Origin of the sequence: Pseudomonas zeae (assembly GCF_014268485.2) — a bacterium.
GTDB lineage: Bacteria > Pseudomonadota > Gammaproteobacteria > Pseudomonadales > Pseudomonadaceae > Aquipseudomonas > Aquipseudomonas neuropathica.
Genome location: NZ_CP077090.1, coordinates 1,072,674 through 1,087,437 on the forward strand (window position 1 = coordinate 1,072,674; position 14,764 = coordinate 1,087,437).

At 58.7% G+C, this 14,764-nt stretch carries 11 protein-coding genes; 4 read left to right on the forward strand and 7 right to left on the reverse strand.

Annotated features, from left to right (window positions below; all coding sequences use genetic code 11):
* Positions 1-6: 6 nt before the first annotated feature.
* From HU754_RS04650 to cpaB, 4 genes are read right to left on the reverse strand one after another with little or no spacing between them, the layout of a single operon-like run.
* Positions 7-1,275: a TadA family conjugal transfer-associated ATPase gene (locus tag HU754_RS04650; RefSeq protein WP_093430272.1), complete on the reverse strand. Its 1,269-nt coding sequence runs from the start codon at positions 1,273-1,275 to the stop codon at positions 7-9.
* Positions 1,272-2,462: a CpaE/TadZ family protein gene (locus HU754_RS04655; protein ID WP_186620911.1), complete on the reverse strand. Its 1,191-nt coding sequence runs from the start codon at positions 2,460-2,462 to the stop codon at positions 1,272-1,274. The genes HU754_RS04650 and HU754_RS04655 overlap by 4 nt, the downstream gene beginning before the upstream one ends.
* Positions 2,459-3,676 (reverse strand): type II and III secretion system protein family protein, encoded by a 1,218-nt coding sequence (locus HU754_RS04660; protein WP_186620909.1) that lies wholly within the window; start codon positions 3,674-3,676, stop codon positions 2,459-2,461. Before HU754_RS04660 ends, HU754_RS04655 begins: the two co-directional genes overlap by 4 nt.
* Positions 3,677-3,696: 20 nt before the next feature.
* Complete coding sequence (cpaB, locus tag HU754_RS04665; RefSeq protein WP_099757905.1) at positions 3,697-4,638, reverse strand: Flp pilus assembly protein CpaB; 942 nt, start codon at positions 4,636-4,638, stop codon at positions 3,697-3,699.
* A gap of 331 nt (positions 4,639-4,969) precedes the next feature.
* Between cpaB and HU754_RS04670 the strand changes: the two genes are divergently transcribed.
* From HU754_RS04670 to HU754_RS04685, 4 genes are all read left to right on the forward strand, one after another.
* Positions 4,970-5,179 (forward strand): Flp family type IVb pilin, encoded by a 210-nt coding sequence (locus tag HU754_RS04670; protein ID WP_175559555.1) that lies wholly within the window; start codon positions 4,970-4,972, stop codon positions 5,177-5,179.
* An 18-nt stretch (positions 5,180-5,197) separates the two neighbouring features.
* Positions 5,198-5,410 (forward strand): Flp family type IVb pilin, encoded by a 213-nt coding sequence (locus HU754_RS04675; RefSeq protein ID WP_186620907.1) that lies wholly within the window; start codon positions 5,198-5,200, stop codon positions 5,408-5,410.
* A gap of 72 nt (positions 5,411-5,482) precedes the next feature.
* Positions 5,483-5,890 (forward strand): response regulator, encoded by a 408-nt coding sequence (locus HU754_RS04680; RefSeq protein WP_093430277.1) that lies wholly within the window; start codon positions 5,483-5,485, stop codon positions 5,888-5,890.
* A 618-nt stretch (positions 5,891-6,508) separates the two neighbouring features.
* Positions 6,509-8,917 (forward strand): autotransporter family protein, encoded by a 2,409-nt coding sequence (locus tag HU754_RS04685; protein ID WP_186620905.1) that lies wholly within the window; start codon positions 6,509-6,511, stop codon positions 8,915-8,917.
* A 120-nt stretch (positions 8,918-9,037) separates the two neighbouring features.
* On the opposite strand, the gene HU754_RS04690 is transcribed toward HU754_RS04685, so the two are convergent.
* The 3 genes from HU754_RS04690 to HU754_RS04700 form a co-directional block, all read right to left on the reverse strand.
* Positions 9,038-9,403: a DUF6124 family protein gene (locus HU754_RS04690; protein ID WP_186620903.1), complete on the reverse strand. Its 366-nt coding sequence runs from the start codon at positions 9,401-9,403 to the stop codon at positions 9,038-9,040.
* A gap of 482 nt (positions 9,404-9,885) precedes the next feature.
* The gene (locus tag HU754_RS04695) at positions 9,886-12,756 is read right to left on the reverse strand and encodes a hypothetical protein (protein ID WP_186620901.1); all 2,871 of its coding nucleotides are present in this window, start codon (positions 12,754-12,756) and stop codon (positions 9,886-9,888) included.
* Between the two features lie 309 nt (positions 12,757-13,065).
* Positions 13,066-14,736 (reverse strand): ShlB/FhaC/HecB family hemolysin secretion/activation protein, encoded by a 1,671-nt coding sequence (locus tag HU754_RS04700; RefSeq protein WP_186620899.1) that lies wholly within the window; start codon positions 14,734-14,736, stop codon positions 13,066-13,068.
* Between the last annotated feature and the right edge of the window lie 28 nt (positions 14,737-14,764).

Sequence of the window (14,764 nt, forward strand, 5' to 3'; positions counted from 1 at the left end):
TTGCCGTCAGCCCAGATGTGTCTCGTGGCGCAGCTTGTCGCCGGCCGGATTGACGGCTTCGCGCAGGAAACCGAAACCGCTGCGGCGGTCGAGGCGGAACAGAGTATTGGTGACGTAAACGTCTTCGCGAATGCCGACCACTTCCACGACCTCGCTGACACAGCGGCGCCCGTCGGGCATGCGCGTCAACTGGATAATCACGTCGAGGGCCGCGCAGATCATCTGGCGCAGGGTGCGTTCGGCGATGGAACGGCCGGTCAGGCCGACCAGTGTTTCCAGGCGTAGCAGGGCATCCTGGGCGTTGTTGGCGTGCACGGTGCTCATCGAACCGTCGTGGCCGGTGTTCATCGCCGTGAGTACGTCGACCACTTCGACACCGCGGATCTCGCCGAGGATGATCCGGTCGGGGCGCATCCGCAGGGCATTGCGGATCAGGTCGCTGGCCTTCACTTCACCGTGGCCTTCGGCATTCGGCGGACGGGTTTCCAGGCGCACCACGTGGGGGTGGCCGAGCTGCAATTCGGCGACGTCTTCGATGGTCACCAGACGTTCGTGCGGGTTGATCAACTGGCTGAGAATATTCAGCAGCGTGGTCTTGCCGGTGCCGGTGCCGCCGCTGATCAGGATGTTGCAGCGCTTGCCGACGGCATCCTGGAAAAACTCGAAGATCGACAGGTCGACGGTTTGCATGGCGATCAGGTCGCTGCTTTTAAGCATGTCCTTGCGGAATTTGCGGATCGACAGGCAGGGGCCGTCGAGGGCAATCGGCGGAATGATCGCATTGACCCGGCTGCCATCGGGCAGGCGTGCGTCGACCATCGGTGAGGACTCGTCGAGGCGCCGTCCGAGCGGTGCAAGGATGCGCTGCATCACGCGTTCGACGTGATGCGCATCGATAAACCGCAGGTCACTCTGGTGCAGCACACCGTCGCGTTCGATGAATACCCGATGCGGGCCGTTGACCAGAATCTCGGTCACCGAATGATCGCGCAGCAACACCTCCAGCGGACCGAAACCGGTGAGTTCGTCGACGATCTCTTCGGCCAGCCGCTCCATCTCGTAGCGGGAAATCGCCAGATGCAAACGGGCGATGTACTCGGCGACCTTGTCGGTGACGAACTGTGCGAGTTGCTGACGAGAACCTTCCAGCAGGTTTTTGCCCGACTCTTCGAGGGCGTCGATGATGTACCGATGCAGGACCAGTTTCAGGCCTTCGTGATCGCTGTTGCCGCCGCTGCTGCGGGGCGCAGCGCCGAAGAGTTTTTCTGCGCTCATGAGGTGCCTCGCAAGCGGTCGAACCAGGTGACTTTGGGCTTGGCCAGACCCTCGGAACGTTTGGCCAGGCGCTCACCGAGGGTGCGCAGGCTCTGGGTAAGCTTTTCGCGCGGGGCCAGTTCGAACAGGCTGACGCCCTGGTTTTTTGCGTTCAGGCGCACTTCTGGAGTGAGGGCCAGCGTGGCGATCACTTCCAGATTGAAGGTCTTGCCGAGGGTTTCCGAATTGGGCGCAACGTTGCTCAGGTAGCGGTCGATCAGCAGCCGCCCGTGGTCGAGCTTCATGCCTTTTTCCCGCCACAGATTGAGCACGGCGAGGTTGCGCCGGCAGTTGAGCACGTTCTGGTCGGTGTACCAGAGCAACTTGTCGCAGTGGCTGACAAAGGTGCGCAAGGCTTCACTGTCGGTCTGCCCGGTGAGGTTCACGACGATGTGCTGGAAGTGCTGGCGCAAGGCGCTGAGCAACATGTACAGCTCGGCGGCGCTGGTGTTTTCCAGCGGCTCGTCGTTGCTGGCGTAGGCGAGAATGCGCAGGCCGGCTTCGGCGCTGGTGAAGGCGCTGTCGATCAGCGTGGCGTCGAGCCGGCGCAAGTGACGCAGGGCATCGCCAAAGTGAAACGAACTTTCCAGCCCGAGCAGGGCGAGGCTGTCACCGCGCGGCAGACCGAGATCGAGCAGCAAGGTTTGCTGACCGCTCTTTTGCACCACCAGGGCCATATGGTTGGCCAACAGCGCGCCATCGGAACTGCTCTGCACGCCATACATGACCGTAAGGCCGCCCAGTTGCGTATTCGGTGCCACGGGCGGCAGGCGTTTACTCAAGCGCCGCACCAGCCCGGCGACTTCACTGGAGCGCGAACCGTAGGCGACAAAATCCCTGGCCCCGGCACGCATCGCATTGAGCACCAGCTGATTGTCCATGCCGTCGCCGAGGGCCACGATTGCCAGCATCGGTTTGGCTTCCAGCGCGCCTTCGATCAACGCGCTCTGGGCGACCACGTGTTCGCGATCCAGGCCGACGAACACCAGGCTGGCAAAGGTGACGTCGACCAGCGCCAGCAGCTCATCCAGGCTGCCGCCACCGGCGCTGACCACTTGGCCGAGCGGCGCGAGTGCGCCCTGCAGCCACTCCAGATCGGTGCTGTTGCGGGTGATGGCGAGAAAGGTCTGGCTCAGGTTCTGGCTCATTGCGATAACCCGCTGCGCTTGTCGAAATTGCCGTTTTCCAAGAAGAACATGCGGTAGAAATTCGGGTCGTAATTGCGCAGTTTTTCCCCGGGTAACGACGGCAACTGGGCATCGGCGGCCAATGGCTGCACCAGATGCGGGGTGACGATCATCAGCAGTTCGCGCTCTTCGCGCTTGATCTGCGAGCCTTTGAAAAATGCGCCGAGCACCGGGATGTCACCGAGGCCGGGAAACTTGTTCACTTGCGAGCTATTGGTGGTGCTGATCAAGCCGCTGATGACGAAACTCTCGCCATCGCCCAGCGACACGCTGGTGTCGGTGCGGCGGATGGTCAAGGCGGGCACGGTGGTGCCAGCGATCTGCACCGCGTTACTGAAGTCCAGTTCGCTGACTTCCGGGGCGACCTTCAACGCGATGCGGTCGCGACCGATGATGGTCGGCGTCAGGGTCAGGCGGATGCCGAATTCCTTGTACTCGATCGACACGCTGTCGCTGCCGGAACTGGGCACCGGAATCGGAATTTCACCGCCGGCCAGAAAGCTTGCACTCTGCCCGTTCAACGCCACCAGACTTGGCCGCGCGAGGGTGTAGGCGAAGCCGCTGGTTTCCAGGGCATTGATGATTGCCATGGTCTTGCCACCGATCCACGAGAAGTTGAACAGCGAGTTGTCCACCGGCAGGCGGGGCTGCGGCACCCCGTCAATCGGCGGCAGGGTGCCGGGCGAACCGAAGAGGAAATTGCCGCGCGTACCGATCAGTGAGGCGGTGGCTTCCTTGAGTTTGGTGCGGCTGACTTCGACGAAACGAATGTCGGTCTGCACTTGCGACGGCAGGTTCGGATCATCCGACGGCAGACTGCTGTTCAGCGCGGCAGTGGCGGCGCCCTGAACAAAGACCATGCTCTGGCGCGGCTCGCTCGAACACGACGTCCAGACCATCAGGCTGGTGGCGCCGGGTGCAACGCCGGTGAGCAGAAAGGACGAACTGCCGTTGGCGTGGACGTCGGCAATTTTCGGGTCGCCGATGGCCAGACGCGTGATCGCCACGGGGGACTGCACGTCCTGCTGAAACCCTTCGCCGATTTCGATCACTGGCGGCATGCGCCCCAGTGCCGAACAATTGCCGACTGCCGCGAACGCAGCGTCCATCGACAGGCCCATCAGTAACAGGGCGCGCAGCATGGGTTTGAATGTCGGCCTGAAACGACTCTGCATGCCCTTGGATCCTTGCGCAGTCATGGGTTTTGTTGGGTGATCTGGTTGCCGCGAATGATTTCCACGGCAGGCCGTGCGGCGCCACCGGAACCACCACTGGACGGTGCTTTCGGTGCGGTGCCCATGGCCAGTTGGTTGAACTGGAAGAGTTGTCGGTTGGCGGTGTCGAGATGGGCCGTGGACTGGTTTTCGCCGGCCCAGTATTTGGCCAGGCGCTGCTCTTCACTGCTGCGTACGGCCAGGCGCAAGGTGCCGGCCTGGGTGGCGAGCATCAGGCGACTGAGCAGTTGCTCCGGCACCGCCAGCACCACGGTGCGCGCGGCGACGCGGCGTTGATCCTGTTTGAGTTTTTCGTCTGCACTCAGGGCCGGCGAGGCCGGTTGACCGTCGTTGGTCAGGCCGTACTGGTCACCCACCCCAAGCACGCGCATGGCCGGCAAAACGATCTGCGCCGACTGTTCGAGGTTGCTGGAATCCTGGCGCAAGTAGAGCAAGACATCGACGTAATCGCCGGGAATCAGTTGCCCGGCGGCACCGATCACTTCGTCAACAGCCACGGTGAGCGCGCGTTCGTCACTGTGAATCATGCGTGCCAGTGAACCGCCGGCGGTGAAGCTTTCATCGTTCAGCCAGGTGCCGGCGCTGAGGTGCCGCCAAGGTGTGCGGCCAATGGCCTGATCGACAGTGCTCAAGCTGCCCGCCGGTGCACTGCGCAGTTTTTCCACCGCTACATCGGCGGCGGTCAGCGCAGTGAAGGGTGGCACATCGTGCAGCAGCACCACCACGGGTTGGCGGGTCTGGTCTTCGGCGATCGCGACAGTTTTTTCAACAGTGACAGTTGGGGCGACGGGGGCGACGGCGACGGGCGCTGGTTGACGACTGAGTACCAGTCCCCAGTAACCGACAAAAATGGCTCCCAATAACAGGATGGCTGCAAGGCCCATGGTGACGCGACTGTTCATGACGGCTCTCCCTTTCCTGCTGCACTACCCACTGCTATTGCTAACGAGAGAAGTTCCCAATCCGGCAGCTATGAACATGCAACTATTTCGCTATTTCCACGCTAGCTGATCCAAGCCAAAACGCCATTACTGACAGGAAAATAACTCACGAAAGTATGAGTCTTGGCCAATTAACAGCAGCCGATGGCAAAAACACGATTGGATTAATACTTTCCGGTTAATCCGTTCTTACAGTTGTTGGGTGGGGGTTTGTTGACAATGCTCAAATGGCACGGTGGAACCTTGCCGCTGTAGTGCGACATCGGCGCCAGAGGCGCGAAGGAGTGGACGTATGTTCCAGATGATTGTTGATTACTTGATGGCCAGAGTGCGTCTGTTGTTCAGAAACGAGGAGGCGGCATCGGCTATCGAGTACGCGATCGTGGTGGCGATGGTGGCCGTTGTGGTTGTGGCATTTGTGACCCCCCTCGGTAATCGGGTGTTGTTCTACTTCAACAGCATCTTGACCGGACTTGGCGGCCAAACCGTGACCCGACCCTGATGACGGAGGAGAACTGCGATGCTTTTTGAATATCTGATGATTCGTGCCCGCAGTTTCCTGGCCGATGATGACGCTGCATCGGCCATCGAGTATGCGATTGTGGTGGCGATGGTCGCTGTGGTGGTCATTGTGTTCGTTACGCCTGTGGGTGGCCGAGTGTTAATCATGTTCGATAATCTGTTGGTCGCGTTGGGCGGATCGACGGTGCAGGCGCCACCCGCGACACCCTGAGTTGAACGAAGCTCAATGCCCGGCTGATGTCGGGCTACACTCGGGTTCACTTTCAGTTTTCAGGGATTGCCCATGACTGCTTCCTCGCTGCCGCGCCAACAGTTGCTTTTGGTTGACGATGAAGAGGACGCGCTGCTGGAACTGGCGGAGTTGCTCGAGGGGGAGGGGTTTGTCTGTCATACGGCGACGTCGGTGAAGCTGGCGTTGCATCATCTGACTCGCCATCCGGATATCGCGTTGGTGATCACTGATTTGCGCATGCCGGAGGAGTCCGGCATGTCGTTGATCAAGCGCTTGCGTGAGCATACTTCTCGGCAGCATTTGCCGGTGATTGTGATGTCGGGGCATGCGGATATGGAAGATGTCAGTGACCTGTTGCGATTGCAGGTGGTGGATCTGTTTCGCAAGCCGATTTATTACGTCAGGTTGTTGGAGACTCTGGATAATTTGTTTCCCAAGCCTAAGGTTCAGGTTGGCTGAGGTTGAGCTCGGCGGCCTCTGGGCCGACCGTGCTTTGGGTGTTTTGGGTGAATATCCGTTTTTTTGGGTGTTGCAGCTGGCGGTTTCGCCCTTACGGCGAGGCACTTTTTCCAGACGCCGAAAAAGTACCCAAAAAGGCTTGCCGCAACGTTCGGCCCACTCGCTGAGGCTCGGGGTTCCTTCGCTCCGGGATCGATCCGGGGGCAGCGCCTACGGTTTGCTTCGCTGCACCTCCTCTCGCTGTGTTTGGCTTCGCCAAACGGTCGCTACGCTCCCACCCCCGGATCAATCCCTCCACTCAGCCTGCCGACGCGGCCGGTGAGTCAAGATCAAAAGCTGCAGCCGAGCTAACGCTCATCCTGTTGAGTGGTGAAGGTCAGAGGTGATGCGGGGTTTGGTGCATTGCTTTTGTTCTTCTGTAGGAGTGAGCCTGCTCGACTGCTGGTCGGGTTCTTGAGAGTTTGGCGCCATCTCTTTGACTTTTTGGTGGTATCAAAATGATGGCTCCTGTAGATTCCCCGCGCCCGAGCCAGGACACATGGCGGGCCGGTAGGGATGCCTGTATGAATACGTGAACCCTGCTGAAACTGTTTTTCATGTTTTCGAAGGGACTCTCGTTTGAATACTTTTTGTCTGCGCCGCTCTTTGCTGGCGCTTTCTGTTGCGGCTTCCGCTGTCAACGCTCCGGTTACCGGGGCTGTCACCCTCAATTACGATCTGGGTAGCGGACCTCTGGTCAGCGTCAATCAGACCTATGACTTCCTGAACCTCGTCGGTGTAGCAAACGTCGTCGAGAGCTCGCCATCGGCCATGACCAGCGCCGCGCAGTTCTCCGGTTCGAGGGTCAATGCTGAAATCATCAACAAGGCCGCGATCACTATTGATGGTGCCACCCACGGTGTCGGCATCGACATCAAGTCGGCGGGGGTGTCTTGGGTAGAGCTGGACTCGAACTTCACCAACCAGGGCTCGGTGGCGGTTAACGGTCTGGCCAGCAATGGGGATTCGACGGGTATCGCCATTAAGGACATGCCGATTACCGGCAACTTCATCAACAACGGCGCTATCAACGTCTCCGGCAATAACGCCACAGGGGTTTCGCTGATCGGCACGACCATGGGTTACGGCGTGACCAACGATGCCGGTGGCTCCATCATCGTCAGCGGTAACAACGCCCGTGGCATTTACATGGAGAACACCTCGCAGTCCATGCCGATCTTCAACACCTCGACGATCAAGGCCACTGGCAGTGGCGCGGAAGGTTTGACGTTAAACGGGGCGGCGTTTGTACCCCAGCCTGGCAATAACACCGAGAGCCTTTTCAACAGGGGCACCATTTCCGGCGAGAGCATTGGCATCCATGTGAGCAATCAACCGGCGGCGCAAGGCTCATTCAATATCACCTTGGCGGGAGGCTTGGTCGAAGGCTCGACGGCGGCCATTCAAGTGGACGATGGGACGAGTTATTTGTATTGGTGGGGCGGTGACGTCAAAGGCGATTTGCTTGGGCTGTCGGGGATGTCGGTCGATGGAGAGGTCGACTTCTATGGCTCGGTGATCAAGTCCGGTTATGTGGCCATTCAAGAGGCCACGTTGACCTTGATGCAGCCTCACACCACGATCATCGGCAATCTGGACATGGAGGAAGCGGACTCGAATATCGCGATGTCGGTCGGCAATGACACCGACATCAATCGGGCGATTCTGACGGTCACCGGCACCACCGAGATCGCGCCGGGCGGACACCTGCAATTGCAGGCACGCTCCAGCGATTTTCGCACCGCCGCTGGCGGCAACCGTTACACGTTGATCCGTTCTGGCAATCTGATCGGCGGCGAAAACCTTACGGTCGAGTCGACCTCGGCATTGCTCGAAGTCAAAAGCTATGGCGTTGAGGGCAACGACGTTAAGGCGCTGGTCAGCACCAAGTCGCAAGATGTGTTAACACAAAATACCTTCGATGCCGGTGGCAGCCAAAACGCTGCTTCTGCTCTGGTCGGACTGTCGGCCTCGCTGATGTCACGTCTTGGTGAACAGGATCCGGTGTTCCAGGCGTTTGCCAACGCCAGCACCAACACGCAACTGGCGCGGCTGGCCGAGACACTCAGTCCGGACGTCAGCCGTGGCGTGCTGCACGCCGCCACCAACAGTCAGACGCTGGTTTCTGACGTGATCAACGGCCGCGCCAATCGTGCACGCACCGCCACCGGCAGCCTGGAAAAAGGCGTTTGGCTGCAAGCCCTCAGCAGTAATGCCGACCAGGATGCCCGTCGCGGTGTCGCCGGTTATGACGCCGATAGCCACGGGATTGCCGTTGGTGCCGACGGTCAGTTGACCGCCGACACATCGATCGGTCTGGCTTACAGCTACCTCGGCACCGATGTGAAATCCGATCTCGGCAGCAAAACCAAAGTGACCGGCCATGCGCTGACGGTTTACAGCAACTGGACGCGTGACAACTGGTTTGTCGACACTTCGCTGATGTACGGCTGGAACCAAAACGAATCCAAACGCTACATCGCCGGCACCCGCGCCAAAGGCGATTACGACAGCGATGTATTCGGCGTTAGCGCCTTGGCCGGTTATACCCTGCGCCTGACCCCGGGTGTGGTGCTGGAGCCGCAGGTCGGTGCGCGTTACGCCAACGTCGGCATGGATTCTTATCGCGAGAAGGGCAGTTCGGCAGCGCTGAATGTCGGCAGCCAGCGTTACGAAGTCGGTGAGGTGGGCTTCGGTGCGCGCCTGGCCGCCGATTTTGCGCTCGGCACCGGCAGTCTGGAGCCTGAGGCGAAAGTCATGGCCTGGCATGACGTGATTGGCGACAAGGTTGCGACCTCCTCATCGTTCGTACTCGGCGGCGATTCATTCACCAGCCGTGGCACCACACCTGTGCGCGACAGCTATGAACTGGGCCTGGGCGCCAACTACCGGATGGGCGCGTGGAGTGTCGGCGGTTCGTACAACTACGTAACGGCCAGCGGTTTCAATGCCGACGGCTTTACCGCGAAGGTGCGTTACGCGTTCTGATCCGCATCACGTAAAACCTGTGGGAGCGAGCCTGCTCGCGAAGACGGTGTGTCAGTCGACAAGTTTGTTGGCTGATCCAGCGCTTTCGCGAGCAGGCTCGCTCCCACATTTTTTTGTGTTTCAGGCAGGCGGGACGAGGTTGTCCAGGACTCGGTTGACTGCCAGTTCGCCGAGCATGATCACTTGCTGAATCCCCAGCAGTGAGTTGCGCTGCGGGCCATCGATGAATCCGGCCAGATCGCTGGCCATGATGCTCGCCGAGGCGAGAGATTCGCAGGCGTGCACCAGCAGGGTTTCGTTATCCACCGAGGGGGCGACGAGGAAAATGGTGCTGGGTTTGCGTGACGCAGTGGGGACTTGTTTCAGCCCGGGGCAGAGGTAGAAGTCGAGGGCTTTGTCGACCGCTTCCTTAAGCTTTTGCGCTTCGAGGGCGGGGTCTTGATGAAGGGGATCGGGTTTGGGTGGATCGGGGGTAATCTTTTTCATTGGCTCTAACCTCGCTAAGGAGTGAGGCTGCAACCATTACGCTGCTAAACGAAAGGGTGGCAGCTGTACGCAGGTTAGCAGACCGATGAGCCAAGCAATCGGCGCACCCGAAGGTGCCCTGCGCACAGCCACCATCAAGTACAGGTTGAAAAAAACCTGATTGACAGAGACTTGTACGGCTCAGCTCGACGGGCTGCTAAACCCGATCACTGATCAGCAGTGATGGGCTCAAGTTACCCTCCGAGACCAAGGTGTACAAGCCGGCGGATTCTGGCGTAGCCGTAGGCAATGGCGCAAGGGTTTGTAGCCTTTCAGGTGTAACTCGACATAGAGTTAAACAAATATGTTTAATGCATCAGGAGATTAATAAAAAATCACGGCACTACAGCTTGCAGGCAACTGCCCACAATTTCTAGATTTAAGACAATGAAACCATTTTTCGGTCCCGAATTGATGGTCCGTCGGCCTATTAACGTCCAAGTTTAGATGGATTGTCTGATTCGAATGTTGTCCATTTTAGGTGAGGAATTTGATAGATAAATTTCTACAGTTGTGCTGGTTGGAGTGAATTCGTATTCAAACTTGTAACTTGTCCATGTGTATAAGTTGGAAAGTGTGGTAACGGCTCTTTGTCCGAAACATAATATGGATAGTTGGGCTGTAGTCGTAAGGTAATAGTCAAAGGTTAGCTCAAATTTTCTATGGGAACTAAAATTTTTATAGTTCTTTATGATTTCGATGTTTGTGTTGCCCTCAATGAAGGTGTTTCCGTTCGCTTGAAGTATTTTAATATAGCTTCCAGGTATTGTACTCCATCCATTCAAATCACCACCCTCAAAAGTCGTCAAGTCATCTAAAAGCCTCTCTGCTGTATATTCTCTCACCGGGAAAAGAACTGCATCAGTCGCTGTAGATGCCCGGAACAATCCAGTCTTAAGTTCAATGGTTGCAGTCGACCCTTCACGGCACTCACGCAACCACTGCACCGGTGCAACTAAGGCCAGTCCATCGCTCTGGTTATGCGGCTCTCCTACCAATAGATTAATTGGTCGTGAACCTCCAGTTTCAAAATGTTCGGTCAAGCTCAACCAAACAGGCCCACCATTCAATTGAAAAGGCCACTTGCTGCATTGCAATTGCGTGTTGTCTTTAATGTTGTTGAGATTAAGCACGTCTCCGTCAAATCCTTCCAATACCGGCGTCGGCAAGTTCCTCTCAAACAACTCACCAACCTGCAAAGTCAACGTCTCCGAAGGCTGCGGCCCCGTGCCTCTTACCACTTCATAACCAATACCCACTTCACGTCCGATATTGGCGCCGGTGATCAGCGCGTCAATCGTAAAGTCGATCTGTGCCTGACCCGAAACATACCGCCGCTCCGGTCGGGTCGAGCCTTCGCCGGGACGGCCGTCGACGATCAGGTCGATGCCGTCACCGTCCGCCATGCCGGTGGTATCGACCTGTACGGTGAAACCGTTTTGATGGGTGTTGGGATCAAGTTGCCCGTCAGGGGCCTGGAGCACTTTCGGGGCGTTCCATTTTGGCTTCGCGACGCCGATGCTCAGTGTTCGCACCAAGGACCCGCGTGTCGGTACTTGCGTGCGTATGAGGTAATAGCTGACGTCCACCGTGCCATTGCGGTTGGCGCTGATGTAGGACGGTTTCACATTGAAAGGCACGGGGTGGCCGGCGGTGTGCGTGTTCAGCGGAATTTCATACGTTGGGTGCGCGCCGCTGATCGAACCGATCCAGCGCAGGCCGACGATGTCCTTGTCTAGGGTTTCGGTAAACGGCGCGATGATGTCGGCGCCGGTCGGCGCGTTTTCCGGCAGCAGCACATCGTTGTCGTCGGCCTGGGTGACGTCGGGCTTGGGCAGGTCGGCCTGAGCCTGGCCGACGCTGAGGTCAAGCGGCAACGATTCGCGCACGCTGTTGAGCACGACATCATCGTTGGCCACCGTGTAGTAGACCTTCAGCGTGCCACCGTCCAGCGGTGATATTTCACTGGCCGGCACGCTGCGTTCGATCGCAACGCCTTCCGGCTCATCCGAGACAATGATGCGGATCGGGTAATAGGTTGAACCGCCTTCGGCGCGCTTGCCTTCGCAATGAACGCTAATCAGGTCGCCGGTGTTGCGCCCGACGTAATAAGGCACGGATACGGTGGCCGGCTTCGAGTCGACGGGCAGATGACCGCCAGCGGCTTCGAGGATGTTCGGTGGCAGCAGGCGGCTGATGTCGCCCTCGACTCTTACGCTGGCATTCAATGACTGTTTTTTATCCGTGGCGGGGTTCAGCACGTACGACACCAGCGCCCGGCCCTTGGCAATGGCTTTGACCTTGGCATTGGGTATATCAAACGTAATGGCGATGCCGACTCGCACCACCGGCAACTCGATCGGCCCATGGATCACTTGAGGCCCTTCGGCCGGGGTGCCGGTCCAGGTCAGGGCGATGATGTCGTTGGCGTTGAAGTCGCCAGTGTTGACCAGCACCGTTACATCGTTTTCGCCCAGATCCTCCAGATCAATGACATCGCTGACGGGGTCGGCTTCGATGACGATAGGCGCTTTGAGGCGCTGCTGTTTCAAATCCACTGTCAGGTACGTGGTGGCTGACCACGGCGAGCGTTCGTCCGGATAATTACCGACCTCGTCGACGACCTGATAATAAAACGGGATCTTGTTGCCATCGCCGACCAACACGATGGTCTCTTCGTCGATAGTTATAATCAGCGGATGGTCGTCCGGCTTTTCGGCTTGATCGGGGCTGACTTTGATGGACTTGCGTATGTGTCCCCATACATAGATGACTTGGTCGTGACGGCGCATGAACGGATACGCGGGAATGGTGATGGGCACCCCTGCTTTTGCTTCTCCGGGGCCGACACCGTTGTCGATGATGGTTTGCGGAATCGAGTAACGCAGATGCGAGTGGCCCTCTTCTGCATAGTCGTCATCGAAGCCGCCGGGGCGATCGAGTTTGACCAGAAGTCTCTGCCGTGGTGTCGATTCTTCCGGGGTCTGCTGATTGACGCGTTTGACCGTGTAAAACAGGGGTGCCAGATCACCGCGCAGGATGTAGCCGGGTTCTATGACTCCGCGCACGGGTTGATTTTTTTCGTCAGGCTTGATCGTTTTACTCCATACCGGCGCGGTGTCGTTGCCGGCAAACACCTTTAGTTCATCGTCTGGGTTCATGGTCAGCCAAGGATTGATCACGAAGTTCAAACCGCCCAGGACCGCTGACACGCCGAGGCCTCCGTCATAGTCAACGACCGGTGTTTTCCAGCCAGGCAAGATGGGCGGCCTGAGAACCGATTGCGGGTCTTCGGGAAGGCTTTGGCTATCCATGGGAATGCTCCTGAGCGCTGAAACGTGGGGTGTAAGGCGACAGGGCAATCAAACGTGAAATCGTTGCGGGCGTCACCTGTCAGATCTGACAGGTGCCGACGAATGGTCATTGAGGACGTCGATCAAACACAGCTTTTTACCGCACAAATTGTGGGAGGCGCAGATTTAAGTCTGTCCACAAAACAACTGTGGGAGCGAGCCTGCTCGCGAAGACGGTGGTCAGTCGACAGATTTGTTGGCTGACCCAGCGCATTCGCGAGCAGGCTCGCTCCCACTTTGGTTTTGACTCAAGGCTGGATCTTCCCGGCCCTACAACTGATAACTGAAACTAATGCTGTACCGCGTCCGGCGATTGAACGTGTCCAGTGCTTCATCCGACATCGCCTTCGCCGCTTCCAGCGCAATGTTGTAGTACTTGGCATCGCCAAACCGTAGCCCGATCGCCGCCGATGACAGGTTGTTGGCCTTTACCGGCAATTCGTTGAACCAGCTGCGCGAGCGATCGAGCACGACATACGGTTGCAGGATGCGCACCCAGTTGCCGTCGCGGTTGAAGCTGTAGTTGACCTCGTACGCCACGCCCCAGCCCTTGTCGCCGGACGCTTGATCGTCGGGATAACCACGACCGAAGTTCTGCCCGCCGAACACCGCGCGTTCGCTGTCGGGCAGGGTGTCGTCGCTCCAGTACAACGCGGCCGACAGCACCCCTTGCCAGTTGTCGAGGAACTTGTCGCTCTGTACGCCAGACAGGCGCAGGCGAAAGAAGTCGAGGTCGATGGCGTTGTTGTTGGTTTTCGCGCCCATGCTGTCGAGGCCCTGGTACACGCCGCCGCTGAGGATCCGCAACTGGCGGGCATCGGCCTTGCGCCAGTCGCTCTCGAAGGCGAGGGCGCGGATGTCGGTGCGTTCTTCGACACTCAGCGGGAAGCCGATCACCTTGTAGCGGGTCTTGTCGTTGACCGCGTAAAGCCTTGAACCGGCCGTCAGCAGTTCGTTGGAAGCGGCAATCAGCGGCAGGGTGAAACCGATCGAGTAGCGGTCGTTTTCGCGGTGCGGTTTGAGTTGCAGGCCATTGTCGAGCAGGACATTGGTGCCGGGGTCAGCACGGTAGCGTGAAGCCGACAGCGCCAGTTGTGCGCCCTCGTCATTGAGGAACTGGTTGTAGTCGAGCCGGTAGTAATGTTCGTGATCGTCACCCGGTGGAAACAGGCCGCTGAGGGTCAGTTGCTCGCCCATCGCGGTTTGCGAATTGCTGCTGACACCGAGCAGGGCCTGGGTGCCGTTGCGGTTGTCTTCGGTGGTGCTCAGCGTGCTGGTGAAGGGTTTGCGACTGGCTTGGGCCACCAGCGTTGTGGCGCCGTCGGTGGTGCCGGGCGGTGGCACCTGGGCCTGGATCGTCACCCCGGGAATGCGCGTCATTAGCGTGGTGTAGCGCTCGAACGTCTTGCGGGTCAGCGGCCGCTCGGCCTGAATCTTCGCCGCCAGTTTGTCGAGCAGCGCTTTGACCCGGCCGACATCGCCCTGGATCTGGATATCGCGGACGTAGCCTTCCACCAGCACCACGCGCGCTACGCCGTCATTGAAATTTTGCTGCGGCAAGAACGCGTAGGACAGCAGGTAACCGTCCTGCTGATAGCGTCGGGTGATGTTGCGCGTGGCTTCGATCAGCTCGGCGAGCGTGGCTTGCCGGCCGATCAGGGGCTTATAGATTTCGGCGAGTTCGTTGAGCGGGTAGAGGGTGCCGCCTTCGATCTGCACGGTTTGCAGTTTGATCTTGGTGTCCATCAACAGCGGTTGCGCAGCGGCGGCACCAGCGTCCGGCACCTGCACGGGCGTGGCGCTTGGGCGATAGGCGTCGGCCGGCAGGTTCGGCACCGGCAGATTGCGGATGGTTTCGTTGCTGTTGAGAAAGCTGGGCAGGGTGTCGGCGAGGGCGGCGGAACTGAGACTGAGGAACAGCAGGGATGCCATTACGCGCATAGGACACTCCATGGTCAGATCACAGCAC